This is a genomic window from Pseudogemmobacter hezensis (assembly GCF_013155295.1).
Taxonomy (GTDB): Bacteria; Pseudomonadota; Alphaproteobacteria; order Rhodobacterales; family Rhodobacteraceae; genus Pseudogemmobacter; species Pseudogemmobacter hezensis.
Genome location: NZ_JABJXT010000003.1, coordinates 232,116 through 244,521 on the forward strand (window position 1 = coordinate 232,116; position 12,406 = coordinate 244,521).

The 12,406-nt window shown below is 63.6% G+C and carries 14 protein-coding genes and 1 pseudogene; 12 read left to right on the forward strand and 3 right to left on the reverse strand.

Annotation, left to right across the window (positions count from 1 at the left end; all coding sequences use genetic code 11):
* Positions 1-57 precede the first annotated feature (57 nt).
* Positions 58-270 carry a hypothetical protein gene (locus HOY34_RS05015; RefSeq protein ID WP_172360437.1) on the reverse strand — a complete coding sequence of 71 codons (213 nt, stop codon included), beginning with the start codon at positions 268-270 and terminating at the stop codon, positions 58-60.
* A gap of 84 nt (positions 271-354) precedes the next feature.
* Between HOY34_RS05015 and HOY34_RS05020 the strand changes: the two genes are divergently transcribed.
* From HOY34_RS05020 to arfB, 12 genes and pseudogenes are all read left to right on the forward strand, one after another.
* On the forward strand, positions 355-690 hold the full coding sequence (locus HOY34_RS05020; RefSeq protein WP_172360693.1) for a DUF1491 family protein: 336 nt from the start codon (positions 355-357) through the stop codon (positions 688-690).
* Between the two features lie 188 nt (positions 691-878).
* Positions 879-1,166, forward strand: coding sequence for a YggT family protein (locus HOY34_RS05025; protein WP_172360439.1), 288 nt, complete (start codon positions 879-881; stop codon positions 1,164-1,166).
* Complete coding sequence (gene recQ, locus HOY34_RS05030) at positions 1,166-3,232, forward strand: DNA helicase RecQ (RefSeq protein ID WP_172360441.1); 2,067 nt, start codon at positions 1,166-1,168, stop codon at positions 3,230-3,232. Before HOY34_RS05025 ends, recQ begins: the two co-directional genes overlap by 1 nt.
* A gap of 129 nt (positions 3,233-3,361) precedes the next feature.
* A complete protein-coding gene (locus HOY34_RS05035; protein WP_172360443.1) occupies positions 3,362-4,840 on the forward strand; it encodes an MFS transporter in 1,479 nt (492 codons plus the stop codon).
* Positions 4,837-5,760 carry a penicillin-insensitive murein endopeptidase gene (gene mepA, locus HOY34_RS05040; RefSeq protein WP_436644987.1) on the forward strand — a complete coding sequence of 308 codons (924 nt, stop codon included), beginning with the start codon at positions 4,837-4,839 and terminating at the stop codon, positions 5,758-5,760. Before HOY34_RS05035 ends, mepA begins: the two co-directional genes overlap by 4 nt.
* A gap of 634 nt (positions 5,761-6,394) precedes the next feature.
* Complete coding sequence (locus HOY34_RS22580) at positions 6,395-6,736, forward strand: DUF7933 domain-containing protein (protein ID WP_495553236.1); 342 nt, start codon at positions 6,395-6,397, stop codon at positions 6,734-6,736.
* Positions 6,699-7,268 (forward strand): DUF7933 domain-containing protein, encoded by a 570-nt coding sequence (locus HOY34_RS05045; protein WP_172360444.1) that lies wholly within the window; start codon positions 6,699-6,701, stop codon positions 7,266-7,268. The genes HOY34_RS22580 and HOY34_RS05045 overlap by 38 nt, the downstream gene beginning before the upstream one ends.
* On the forward strand, positions 7,237-7,692 hold the full coding sequence (locus HOY34_RS05050) for a hypothetical protein (RefSeq protein WP_172360446.1): 456 nt from the start codon (positions 7,237-7,239) through the stop codon (positions 7,690-7,692). Before HOY34_RS05045 ends, HOY34_RS05050 begins: the two co-directional genes overlap by 32 nt.
* Before the next feature lie 99 nt (positions 7,693-7,791).
* On the forward strand, positions 7,792-8,043 hold the full coding sequence (locus tag HOY34_RS05055; protein WP_172360448.1) for a hypothetical protein: 252 nt from the start codon (positions 7,792-7,794) through the stop codon (positions 8,041-8,043).
* A gap of 214 nt (positions 8,044-8,257) precedes the next feature.
* A pseudogene (locus HOY34_RS05060) lies at positions 8,258-8,781 on the forward strand (transposase); the annotation flags it as partial.
* A 275-nt stretch (positions 8,782-9,056) separates the two neighbouring features.
* The gene (locus tag HOY34_RS05065; protein ID WP_172360450.1) at positions 9,057-9,677 is read left to right on the forward strand and encodes a queuosine precursor transporter; all 621 of its coding nucleotides are present in this window, start codon (positions 9,057-9,059) and stop codon (positions 9,675-9,677) included.
* A 260-nt stretch (positions 9,678-9,937) separates the two neighbouring features.
* Positions 9,938-10,366 (forward strand): alternative ribosome rescue aminoacyl-tRNA hydrolase ArfB, encoded by a 429-nt coding sequence (arfB, locus tag HOY34_RS05070; RefSeq protein ID WP_172360452.1) that lies wholly within the window; start codon positions 9,938-9,940, stop codon positions 10,364-10,366.
* 52 nt (positions 10,367-10,418) lie between these two features.
* Here arfB and HOY34_RS05075 read toward each other — a convergent pair whose 3' ends face one another.
* A complete protein-coding gene (locus HOY34_RS05075; RefSeq protein ID WP_172360454.1) occupies positions 10,419-11,042 on the reverse strand; it encodes an aminotransferase class IV in 624 nt (207 codons plus the stop codon).
* Positions 10,994-12,187 carry an aminodeoxychorismate synthase component I gene (locus tag HOY34_RS05080; RefSeq protein ID WP_172360456.1) on the reverse strand — a complete coding sequence of 398 codons (1,194 nt, stop codon included), beginning with the start codon at positions 12,185-12,187 and terminating at the stop codon, positions 10,994-10,996. The genes HOY34_RS05075 and HOY34_RS05080 overlap by 49 nt, the downstream gene beginning before the upstream one ends.
* Positions 12,188-12,406: the final 219 nt, after the last annotated feature.

Consider the following 12,406-nt stretch of genomic DNA (forward strand, 5'->3'; position numbering starts at 1 on the left):
CCCGGATGTTTTGCGTTTGGGCGGGCGGCTTTCGGGCGGGCGGCTGTGGCCAGGGCATCAGCCCCGTCGTGACAAAGCGCGCCGCAGCGCGGCCCAGGCCAGCCATATCGCGCCGCCAAGGCCGATGCTGCGCCCCGCGCCGCGCAACACGCGGTCCTGGCCCAGCCCGGCCGGATCGCGCCACCTGGCAAAGCTGGTAACGGCGGCAGTCAGAAGGGCGATGATCGCGCCCGCTGGCGGCGCATTCCGGGGGGCATTTCCTTTTGCCATCGGCTCTTCCCTTCTCCTGATCGCGCGTCTCAGATATAGGAGCTGCAGGGTGAAAATTCCAGTCAGTGCAGGGGTATGGAACAGATGATCAGGCTGACGGCTGCCTTCTGGGTGCAGGCCTATCTGCGACGTCTGTCGCTGGCCGATATTGCCGCCTATGTCACCGCCAAAGGCGATGAGACAGCGGGGGCGGTGATGGTCAAGCTGGCAACCCTGGACGGCCAGGCCCGCTCATGGGAACGGCGGACAGATCTGATGACCGGCGGTCGCAGCTGGATCATCTATGCCGAAGGGCCCGAGGCCGCCGTCGATGAGGCCCTGCGCCGCGCAAAGTCGCGCGACCCGGATCTTTGGATCATCGAGATCGAAGACCGCGCCGGGCGCACCCTTCTGGACGAGCCGGGCCTGCGCGATGACTGAGGCCCCGGTCTGACGCGAGTCTGACACGGGACTGACGCGCAAAAGCTGCGTGCCTGCCGCCCGCGCCGCCATGATCGCCCAGGGGAGGGCAGGGCGGGACGCTTTGACAGCCGCGCATCGCTGCTGAGTGGCTTGCCCCTGGACCCGGCGCAGGTTACCAGTTCCAAAGCGGCCTGGATGAGGAAAACATGAAGTCTGTCTTCGATATACTGATGCTTTTGCTGGGTGTGGCGCAATTTATAGTGTTGGCCCATGTTATTCTCAGCTGGCTGGTGAATTTCCAGGTGCTGAATATCCGCCAGCCGCTGGTTGCGCAGATCTGGTACAGCCTGAACCGTGTGCTGGAGCCGGTCTATGATCGCGTCCGCCGCTTTCTGCCCGCCATGCAGGGGATCGACTTTGCACCTCTGGTGGTGCTGCTGGCGATCATCGCCCTGCGGATGATCCTGGTGAACAACCAATACGCCTTTATGTGATGCGCGACACCGCCCGGCCTGACCCTGCCACATTGCTGGCAGAGATTTTCGGCTTCCAGGAGTTCCGTCCTGGTCAGGCCGAGATCGTCAGGGCGGTGACCGAAGGGCGCAATACCCTTGCCATCATGCCGACAGGCGGCGGAAAATCGCTTTGTTTTCAGCTGCCTGCCCTGTGCCGCGACGGCGTTACCGTGGTGATCTCGCCGCTGATCGCGCTGATGCGCGATCAGGTGCGGGGCCTGCGTGAGGCGGGGGTAGAGGCGGGGGCCCTGACCTCTGGCAATACCGATGAAGAGACAGAAGAGGTCTTTCAGGCGCTCGATGAGGGGCGGCTGAAACTATTGTATATGGCGCCAGAGCGGCTGGCGGCAGGGGCGACGGCGGCGCTTTTGCGGCGGATCAGCGTCTCGCTGATCGCTGTTGATGAGGCCCATTGCGTCAGCCAGTGGGGCCATGATTTCCGCCCCGATTATCTGCGCATCGGGGAACTCAGGCGCAGTCTTGGCGTGCCGCTGGCCGCCTTCACCGCCACCGCAGATGAGGAAACCCGCGCCGAGATCGTGCAGCGCCTTTTCGACGGCCAGCCCCCCGAGACCTTTCTGCGCGGCTTTGATCGCCCCAATATCCACCTGGGCTTTGCGGCCAAAGACGGCCCGCGCGAACAGATCCTGCGCTACGCGGCGGCGCGGCGCGGCCAGTCGGGCATCGTCTATTGTGGCACCCGCGCGAAAACAGAGACCCTCTCGCAGGCTCTGCGTGAGGCGGGGCATCAGGCGCTTTACTATCATGGCGGCATGGAGGCGGGCGATCGCCGCGAGGTCGAGACCCGGTTCCAGCGCGATGACGGGCTGATCGTGGTGGCGACCGTGGCCTTCGGGATGGGGATCGACAAGCCCGATATCCGCTGGGTCGCCCATGCCGACCTGCCGAAATCCATCGAATCCTACTATCAGGAGATCGGCCGCGCCGGGCGCGACGGTGCCCCCGCCGAGGCGATGACGCTTTATGGTGCCGATGACATCCGCTATCGCCGCACCCAGATCGACGAGGGCGCCGCCCCGTCTGAACGCAAGGCCGCCGATCACGGCCGCCTGAATGCGCTGCTGGGTCTGGCCGAGGCGCTGGCCTGCCGCCGCCAGGTGCTTTTGGCCTATTTCGGCGAGGAAAGCGGCCCCTGCGGCAATTGCGACCTCTGCGCCAGCCCGCCCGCCGTCTTTGACGGCACCGAGCCGGTGCGAAAGGCGCTGTCCGCTGTTTTGCGCACCGGCGAAAGCTTTGGCGCGGGCCATCTGATCGACATCCTGACCGGCACCAGCACCGAAAAAGTGCGCGCCCGCCAGCACCAGGACCTGCCGACCTTCGGCGTCGGGCGCGAGTTTTCAAAGACCGCCTGGAATTCGATTTTCCTGCAGATGATGGGCCGCGACATGCTGCGCCCGGATTTTGAACGTCACGGCGCTTTGCGGATGACCGAAGAGGCGCGGCCCGTGCTGCGCGGCGAGGTCAGCGTTACGCTGCGCCGCCCCGATCTGCGCACCACCCGTGCCCCGGTCAAGGCGCTGGTCGCCGAGGAAGACGCGCCGCTGCTGTCCGCGCTGAAGGCAAAGCGGCGGGCCCTGGCCGATGCCGCAGGCGTGCCCGCCTATGTGATTTTTGCCGACCGCACCCTGATCGAAATGGCCGAGCGCCGCCCGGAAAATCTGGACCAGATGGCCCATATTTCCGGCGTTGGCGCGAAAAAGCTGGAAAGCTATGGCCAGACCTTCCTGCAGGTGATCCAGGCCGGAAATATGGCTGATCGCCCGCATCCGGCGCGGCGGGCCCTGGCGGGGCAGGCGGCGGGCGAGGTGTTTGACCTGCTTTCAGAGGCGCAGCTGCAGCTGGCCCGGGGCGAGGGCGGGATCGGCAAGCATCTGTCATGCTCGGCCACGACCCTGCGCCAGATCGCCGAGCGCCGCCCGGCAAATCTTGCCGATCTGGAACGGGTCCAGGGCATGGGCGCACAAAAGGCCGAACGTTTTGGCGCGGCCTTCCTTGAAATCCTGCATGGTGCGAAAAGCGCCTGAGACGTTCCTCCAGGGCGACGTTCCCCCAGGGCGACGGCACCCCAGGCAGGCAACCCACATCAGCGGGACTACCCGCTTGCGCCGCAGATCGTTTCAGGATTCAGTGGCGGTAAAACAGAGGGCGCGTAAATGGTCAGTGCAAAGAAACGTATCTGGGGCTGGTATTTCTTCGACTGGGCCAGCCAGCCCTATAGCACTTTGCTGCTGACCTTCATCTTCGCCCCCTATTTCGCCGAGGTGGCGCGGGGCTATTACATGGGCACCGGCCTTGATGAAGAGGCCGCCAAAGCCGCCGCCCAAAGCTTTTGGGGCTGGGGCATTGCCGCGACCTCGGTGATCATCGCCCTGCTGGCGCCGATCCTGGGGGCCATCGCCGATTCAACCGGGCGTCGCCTGATCTGGGTCTGGATCTTCTCGGCGATCTATTTCATCGGCGCATGGGCGCTGTGGTGGGTGGCCCCTGGCGGTGAGATCGGGGTTCTGTGGTGGGGCGTGGTCTTTTTCGGCCTGGGCTTTATCGGCATGGAATTTGCCACGATCTTCACCAACTCGCTGATGCCCTCGCTGTCGGACAGCGAGGATCTGGGCGCGATTTCCGGCTATGGTTTCGCCTTTGGCTATCTGGGCGGGCTGATCGCGCTGATCCTGATGCTGGGCCTTTTCATCACCGCCCCGCAAAGTGACGGCAATGAGATGGCGGGCATGATGGGCGAGACGGGCGCACCTCTGGTCGAGGATGACAGCCTTGCCGGGCCAGAGCTTAGCCCCGTTGCCATGGAAGACGCCGGCCCGCGCACCTATCTGGGCATCCGCCCGCTGCTGGGTGATGACAGTGAGACGATGATCGGCTCGCGGATCGTCGGCCCGTTCACCGCGATCTGGTTTGCGGTCTTTATGATCCCCTTTGTCCTGTGGGTGAAAGAGCCGAAAACCAAAAGCAGCCCGCTGCAGCTGGGCAAGGCCTTTGGCGAGCTGCGCGATCTGATCGCCTCGCTGAAATTCCGGCACAGCCTTTCGGCCTATCTCGGCTCGTCGCTGCTTTACCGGGATGCGTTGAACGCGCTTTATACCTTTGGCGGCATCTATGCCTCGGGGGTGCTGGGCTGGAGCATCGGCCAGATCGGGATTTTCGGGATTATCGGCGCGGTTGCAGCGGTGTTCTGCTCCTGGATCGGCGGCCGGGCTGACCGCGCCTACGGGCCAAAGCCGGTGATCACCACCGCAGTGATCGTACTGACGCTGGTCTGTGTGGTGCTTTTGGGCATGACACGCGAGCAGGTCTGGGGCATCACGCTTGACCCGGCCTCGAACCAGCCCGACGTGATCTTCATGGTGCTGGGCGCGATGATCGGCGGCGCGGGCGGTGTGGTTCAGGCGGCCTCGCGCACGATGATGCTGCGCCACACCACGCCCGACCGCGCGACCGAAGCCTTCGGCCTCTTCGCGCTTTCGGGCAAGGTGGCCAGCTTTATCGCGCCTGCGGCGATTGCACTGGTCAGCACGATTTCCGGCTCGCAGCGGATCGGGATCGGCCTGCCGCTGATCGTATTGTTCATCCTGGGCCTCGTGCTGCTGGCCTTCGTGAATGCCAAAGGAGAGCAGGAATGAGCGTTAAGTCATCCTCTCGCGCGCTGCTGCTTGCGCTTTGCGCGGCGTTGGCCCTGCCGATGCCGGCGGCCTCGCAGCAATTGGCCAAAGATCTGTTCGGTGCGTATAAAGCGCCTTCTCAGCAACAGGCGATGCCGATCGGGGCCTATTCCAAGGGCTGCGCGGCAGGGCTTTTGAAAATGCCGGAAAACGGCCCGCACTGGCAGTCGATGCGGCTGTCCAGGAACCGCAACTGGGGCCATCCCGTGATGGTCGAGTTCCTGATGGACCTGTCCTATAGCGCCAGCCAGATCGGCTGGGGCAAGGGGCTTTACATCGGCGATATCAGCCAGCCGCGCGGCGGCCCGATGGTGACCGGCCATGCAAGCCACCAGATCGGGCTGGATGCGGATATCTGGTGGCTGGCCCCGAAACGCCTGGATCTGACGGTCGCGGAACGTGAAAGCCTGTCCTCGATCCCGATGCGCTCGGCCAACCAGAAATCGGTGACAGCGGCATGGGGCCCGGCGGCGCAGAACCTGCTGAAAGTGGCGGCCTCGGATCCACGTGTTGACCGGATCTTTGTCGCCGCCGCGATCAAGCTGGAGATCTGCAAGACGGCCCGCAAGTCTGACACCCCCTGGCTGCAAAAACTGCGCCCGGTGGCGGGACATGACACGCATTTCCATGTGCGGCTGAAATGTCCGGCCGGGGCCAGCGCCTGCGAAACCCAGACGCCGACCGTCGCCGAACTGTCGAAGGGTGGCAATGGCTGCGATGAGACGCTGAACTGGTGGGTGACCGACTATCTGAACCCGCCGAAGAAGCAGCCGGGCAAGAAAGATCCGAACGAAGAAGACCCGCCGAAGAAAAAGCACCCGCGCCAGTTCACCATGGCTGATCTGCCGGGGCAATGTCAGGGCGTTCTGAGCGCGAACTGAAACAGAGATTCCCGGAGCCTCAGGCGGCCCCGGGAACGGCTGAGGGGGCGAAGCGTGTCATGTTGATTTATTTTTAGATCAATATGTTAACTCGTTTATCTGTCGCGAGCTGATCCACAGATGTGCCACATGTGACCTGGGCAGGAATTTTACCTGCTCCTGACCTAAGGCGAGATGGGAAGGTGCATTCATCTGTTCCAGCGCGGGCGGATCTATTACTGGCGGCGGAGGATGCCGGTGATCCGCAATATCTCTCTTTATCCATTGCCAATAATTCGACCACGGAAACCTTCAGCAACTTCAGAATCACCGATGATCCTGCCACCATGGGCGGTGGCATCTTCCTGTCACCTGAAGGATCTGGCGCCCTGTTTGCCGAGCCCATAAACAACTGCGGCCCTTCAGTAGCCCTGAGCCAGCCTGATACGACAAGCATCCGGATCAGTGGACTGACGCTCGCCCCGCGTTCAGCGTCGAGCGGCTTACGGCATCAGATGCAACCCGCAATGCGTCCTACAGGAGTTTCGTCAAGACCGTTCCCGCAGGAAACATCCTGTTTGATACGCCCGGCAGCCCGGACCAGACCTATAGCCAGAGCATCACTGCTTCAGGCAGCGTTACCAGTCCGGTCAGGATCACGAAAGCTTTTGCTCCGGCTATTGCCGCTTTAAATGGCGTGTCGCGCCTGACAATCACTGTCGAGCGCATGACGCACCTGGCAGGCGGTTATATCAACATGAACCTGACGGACAGTCTGTCCGCAGATCAGACGATTGCAGCAGTGCCCAACCTCGTTTCCACCTGCGGCGGCACCACCTCTGCTCCGACTGGCGGGTCCGTTATTCAGGTGACCGGGGGCAGGTGTACCGTGGCCAATATGGGGAACTGTCGACCTGTAGATTTCTGTCGATGTCCGCGCGCCGGCATTGCCGCCCTGCGTGTCGCAGGAAGCGTCCCAGAATATCATCCCGGCTGATACCTGGGAGCAGCCGCAGGTCAATTTCAGCGCCACCGACAGCCGCCATCCGGCTGGGCTTAACGAGGTCTATAATGTCACTCCGGCAACGGCGACCCTGACCCGTCCGGAAACAGCCCTTACGATCAACAAGGAATTCATCCCGCCGACGATCAACGGTGGCGGCAAATCACGTGTCCGGATCACCATTTCCAACCCGGATGGCGTCGCTTTGCCGTTGAATGGTCTGCCGCTGACCGATGTCTCTTCATCCCCCGATCTTGCGCGCTTCTCGGATGTAAGCCCGTCTTTTACCGATCAGCTTGGCAATTCCAATGGCTGCTTCGGTGGCACCTTCACCGGGCGGAGCGGCGATCATCAGATCTCGTTGCAAAATGCGCGGATGGACGGCCGGCTAGTCGTGACCCAGGCCGGTGTCTATGCGGGCGGGCTTGTGAACCGGAGCAGTGTCACAGCACCTGGCTCTGTACTCTACACGATCACCGTCAGGAATTCCGGAAATGTCGACCTGTCCGGGGAATCTGGTGGTTGAGGATCGTCTGACGACCTCGACCGGGACCATGACGCTCGCGCCGACTGGCCCCTCGGGTGACAATGGCAAGGGCAGCCTCGATCCCGATGAGACCCGGAGCTATCAGGCGACATCTCAGGTGACGGCCGGCGATATTGCGGCGTGGGGCACTCTGGTCAATGTCGCGACGGCGCGGGCTGATGGCCCGAGGCCGGTGCTGCTGGTGCAAAGCGCTGAGGTGCCGGTGACAATGCCGTCGCCTGGTGTCGCCGATCTCACGCTTGAGACGCTTGCCGGTGTCGAAACCGCGATGGTTGGCGATCTGGTTCCCTATACGATCCAAATCAGCAATGCGGCCGCCGCATCTGCGGTCAATACTTTCACCAAAGACGGCTCCGGTCCTCGGCGAATTACCCGTCCTGGATTGCCAAATCTGAGGTGGTGATCACCGATGCCCATGGCCGCAGGGTTGCGGTGGTGCCGATTGCGGCGAATGGCGAGGCGGGCTGAACGATACCCGCCGGAGCCAACGATATGGGCGGCGATGGATACGGGCGAATATCTCTACTTCCTGCGCGCCACCGACAGCGCGGGCTGGCGTGACGAGGCGCGCAGCCTTGTGCTCACGCGCGCGGCGACGCGGCTTCCGACCGATCTGGCCGGCCCGGTCCATCCGGCAGCCGAGGGCGATGACATGACGGCGCGCCATTCCGGCGACCGGCGGCGCGATCACCGTCTCGGGCCATTCCCCTGCCAGGCAGCCGGTGCGGGTTCTGGGCGCGGCCGTGCCGGTTGATCGCGGCGGCAATTTTGTCATCCGGCGCATCCTGCCGCCCGGCACACATGCGGTGGCGATCTCGGTTGACGGGCGCAAGATGGACCGTTCGGTGACCATTGAGCATTCAGAATGGTTCGCAACCGGCATCGTTGATGTGACGGTCGGGCGCCATGACAGTGAGACCTGGAAGCTTGGCCGCGTTGCGGGCCTTGCCCAGGGCACGCTGGCAAATGGCACGCGGATCATGGAGAACCGCAGCGGCCTGATCGTCCAGGCGGATCTGACCCGCGCAACGGGGCGCGCCGAGCGGCAGGCCGCAATCGACCCTTCGCCATGAGCCTTGAACCAGTGGCGGCCCTATGGCTCGACCACCGCCATTCGCCGGGCTCGACACGGCGGCTGACGCGCGGCGCCGACAAGGGATATGATGCCGCAGAGTTCGTTGCCGACCTGCGCCCCGCCTGCCTCACTCCATATGTCGCACAAAAGTCGCGTTATTCAGCCATCGACGGGCGCACCACCCGGCACAAGGGCTACGCCCTGTCCCTCAGGCACGGCAAAGGGATCGAAGAAGCATTCGGTCGGGCACAAACAATCGGAGGCGCAGCCCAAACCGCCTTTCGGGGCATCGAACGGGCACGTGCCCGCTTCATCATGACCCTCGTCGCGGGAAATCTGGCCAGACTGCCGAAGCTGCTCGCAGCACAAAGAAGATGGTGTTGCGTGCAGCCAAAACCCGCCAGCAAATCCGGATGAGAAAGCCTGCCCCCAGAAAGGCCAAGGAATAACGTTCGCAGCGCCGGAGCAAATCCGCATCCTGTTAAGGACATATGAATAATCCCGCCCTCTTTTCATCTGTCTCTAAATATCCCGGGGGTGAGCGGCGTAGCCGCGAGGGGGCAGCGCCCCCCGACGACCGGGCAGCAGGCATCGGCGCGATTGACGGCAGCGATCGACGGGCGTAAGCAGCGCCGTCCCTCCGCGCAGGCGGGGGCCAAGTCTCCGCTACCTTGTCAAAACGGAATATATCTATGACCCGTCTGATGCCCGGCATTCTTGCCATGGCCGCGATTGTGCTGGCCTCGAATATCCTTGTGCAGTTTCCTTTTGGGGATTTTCTGACCTGGGGTGCCTTTACCTATCCATTCGCTTTTCTTGTCGGCGATCTTGTCAACCGCATCCAGGGGCCGAGGGCCGCGCGGATCGTGGTGATGGCGGGTTTTCTGACCGGGCTGGTCTGCTCGCTGATCGGCACGCAGATCATGGGCGAGTTCGGCCCGCTGGTCACTTTGCGCGTCGCCATCGGCTCGGGGCTTGCCTATCTGGTGGCGCAGATGACCGATGTCTCGGTCTTTACCGCCCTGCGTGAGCGGGCCTGGTGGAAAGCGCCGCTGATCTCGACGCTGGTTTCCTCGACGATTGACACCGTGATTTTCTTTTCGCTGGCCTTTTCCGCCGCCTTCACCTTCCTCGAGCCTGGCGTCGATGTCTCCTGGGCGTCAGAGCCGCGCGCGCTTTTGGGCTTTGGACCGCTTGCCCCGTTCTGGGCCTCGCTGGCGATCGGTGACTGGTGCGTAAAAATTGCGCTGGCTTTGGTGGCACTGGTGCCTTTCCGCATCATAATCAGCAAAGTGACCGCAAGATCTGTGTAAATTTACTTGATCGTTACTAAATCTGTGCCAGCATCACCCTATCGGAAACATTTCGAAAGGAGGTGATCCAGTGTCTAGAGTGATATTGGAGAGAGGTGTCAAGACAGTCGGGAGGTATGCTTTCTGAGGGCAGCCCCTCGGTAAGACTATCATCTGATTGGGCCTTCAGATCCTAACTGGCCCATCTCCTCGGAACTCGGAAGGGGTCGCCTCGCAGGCGGCCCTTTCTCTTTGATGTCGCGCCCCTTATCCTTGCCGCCATGCTTTATGTGACAGAGACCATCACCATCGCCGACTGGGAGCTTTCAGAAAGCTTCATGCGTGCCTCAGGGCCGGGCGGGCAGAATGTGAACAAGGTCTCGACCGCGGTAGAGCTGCGCTTTGAGGCAGAGCGCTCGCCCCATCTCAGCGCCCCGGTCAAAACGCGGCTGCGGCGGCTGGCAGGGCGGAAATGGACGCTGGAGGGCGCGATTGTCATCCAGGTCGAAGACACCCGCAGCCAGGCCCGCAACCGCGAAATCGCCCGCGAACGCCTGGCCGAGCTGATCCGCCAGGCGCTGGTGGTGCCAAAGCGGCGGATTGCGACCAAGCCCAGCTGGGGCAGCCAGCAGCGCCGCCTGGCCGCGAAATCGGTGCGCGGTGAGGTCAAGGCCGGGCGCGGGCGCGTAACGGGCGCTGACCATGACTGACCGCCACCAGGACGGTAGCTGTCAGGACGGTAGCCATCAGGAGTGACGCGTCTCAGCCAGTTGCCTGATCGGCCAGCCGGGCCGGGATCAGCCCGCGCAGCGCATTGCCAACCCAAAGCCGGACCTTTGGCAGATCCCCTGCCAGCAGCACCTCTTCGGGGCAGCCGATCTCCTGGCGCAGCACGCCTGGCAACAGCCCTGAGGTCAGCGGCGGCGTGCGCAGCCCCGCGCCGCGATCAAAGAACAGGTTGGTGATGCTGCCCTCGCAGACCTCATCACGCTGATTCAGAAAAATCGCCTCATCCCAGGCGGGGGGCAGGGCGGCGCGGGCGGCGTCATGCAGGGCGCGCCTGGTCGATTTGTGCAAAAGCCAGGGATCGCCCGAGGACAGCCGCTGCTCTGCCAGGCCCAGCACCCATTCGGGTTTCGCGGCGGGCAGGGGGTGCACTTCTTGCAAAATCGTGCCCGCCGCATCCAGTGTCAGGCGCAGCCGGGCGGGATGTCCAGGCCCGGATGGGGGGGCAGGGGGCGTGAAGCTCCAGCCAAGCGCCCGGGCGCTGCGCGTCAGCCGCGCCAGATGCAGCGGCCAGCGCGGCGCGGCCCGACCGTCCCAGAACAGGGTCTCGATCAGCCGCAATCCGGCGTCACGGCTGCCTTCACAAAGCGAGCTTTCCATAGCGCCTCTTCCCATTCGCCATCGGGGGTCGAGCCATGCACCACGCCGCCGCCGACATTCATGCGGATCTCGCCCGCGCTTGCAGCCCCGTTCTCACCATCGCCGACATCGACGGTCAGTGTGCGGATCGCCACCGAGAAATCCGCCCGCCCGTCGGGGGCCATCCAGCCGATGGCACCGCAATAGACATCGCGGGCGAAGGGCTCGACCTCGCGGATGACCTCCATCGCGCGGATCTTCGGCGCCCCGGTGACCGAGCCGCAGGGGAACAGCGCCCGGATCAGATCCGGCAGGCTGGGCGGCGATGCAAGCTGGCCCTGCACCTCAGAGACCATCTGATGCACGGTGGCGTAATGTTCGACCGCATAAAGCGACGGGACTTTGACGCTGCCGACCTGCGAGATCCGGCTGATATCATTGCGCAACAGATCAACGATCATCAGGTTTTCGGCGCGATCCTTGGGGCTTTGGTGCAGATCCTGCGCCAGGGCCGCATCACGGGCGGGATCGGGGTCGCGCGGGCGGGTGCCCTTCATCGGGCGGGTGGTGATCCGCCCGTCCGCATCAACGCGGAAAAACAGCTCAGGGCTGCGCGATACCATCGCGGCCTCGCCAACCAGATTGACGAAAGCCCCATGCCCCACCGGGCCAGAACGTCTGAGCCGCCCATAAAGCCCCTCGGGTGTGCCCGAAAGCAGCTGCGCCGCCAGCGGGAAGGTCAGATTGGCCTGATAGATGTCGCCCGCCGCGATCAGGTCCAGGACGCGGGTGATCGCCGTGTCATAATCGGCGCGGCTGATCAGCGGCTGGGGCGCTGAGATCTGGGCGGAGGCGGCCTCGGCCTCCATCCTGGCCAGCAGCGCTGACGGGTCTGACGGCCCCATGAAGGTTGCCAGATGCACCAGGGGCAGGCGGCGGTTCTTTGGTGTCAGGGGCGAAAGGCGGTCCTCAAAGGCATAGCCCGCCTCGTAAGAGATATAGCCCGCGATCCAGGCCCCCGCCCGCCGCGCCCGGTCTGCGTCCAGCAAAACCTCGGCCACCTTATGCGGCTCATGCGCGACTTTGACGGTCATGGCCTGGTCAAAAAGCGCGGGCTGGCCCCCGGGGCCATGTTCAAACAGGATGTTACGGCGATTGCTGATCATGATATGGGCAATGATTAGGGAGAAAGACCGTCCCGCGCCAGCCAGAATAGTGCCTGGGTTTTGCGCTGTCTGACCCGGGCCTGACCTTGACCTGACCCGGGCCCAGTGCGCCGCTTTGGCCCGCGCTTGCTGGCCCTGGTGCAGCAGGTGTCGGTTTACCCCTTGCGCCCCTGCTGGCCCGGTCTATAACCCCGGTCGATTTAGCGACAGCCAGCCCAA

Bases quoted from the DNA above. Each gene is read 5' to 3' on its own strand.
- HOY34_RS05015 (WP_172360437.1), bottom strand. From the start codon at position 270: ATGGCAAAAGGAAATGCCCCCCGGAATGCGCCGCCAGCGGGCGCGATC.
- HOY34_RS05020 (WP_172360693.1), top strand. From the start codon at position 355: ATGATCAGGCTGACGGCTGCCTTCTGGGTGCAGGCCTATCTGCGACGT.
- HOY34_RS05025 (WP_172360439.1), top strand. From the start codon at position 879: ATGAAGTCTGTCTTCGATATACTGATGCTTTTGCTGGGTGTGGCGCAA.
- recQ (WP_172360441.1), top strand. From the start codon at position 1,166: ATGCGCGACACCGCCCGGCCTGACCCTGCCACATTGCTGGCAGAGATT.
- HOY34_RS05035 (WP_172360443.1), top strand. From the start codon at position 3,362: ATGGTCAGTGCAAAGAAACGTATCTGGGGCTGGTATTTCTTCGACTGG.
- mepA (WP_436644987.1), top strand. From the start codon at position 4,837: ATGAGCGTTAAGTCATCCTCTCGCGCGCTGCTGCTTGCGCTTTGCGCG.
- HOY34_RS05050 (WP_172360446.1), top strand. From the start codon at position 7,237: ATGTCGACCTGTCCGGGGAATCTGGTGGTTGAGGATCGTCTGACGACC.
- HOY34_RS05055 (WP_172360448.1), top strand. From the start codon at position 7,792: ATGGATACGGGCGAATATCTCTACTTCCTGCGCGCCACCGACAGCGCG.
- HOY34_RS05065 (WP_172360450.1), top strand. From the start codon at position 9,057: ATGACCCGTCTGATGCCCGGCATTCTTGCCATGGCCGCGATTGTGCTG.
- arfB (WP_172360452.1), top strand. From the start codon at position 9,938: ATGCTTTATGTGACAGAGACCATCACCATCGCCGACTGGGAGCTTTCA.
- HOY34_RS05075 (WP_172360454.1), bottom strand. From the start codon at position 11,042: ATGGAAAGCTCGCTTTGTGAAGGCAGCCGTGACGCCGGATTGCGGCTG.
- HOY34_RS05080 (WP_172360456.1), bottom strand. From the start codon at position 12,187: ATGATCAGCAATCGCCGTAACATCCTGTTTGAACATGGCCCCGGGGGC.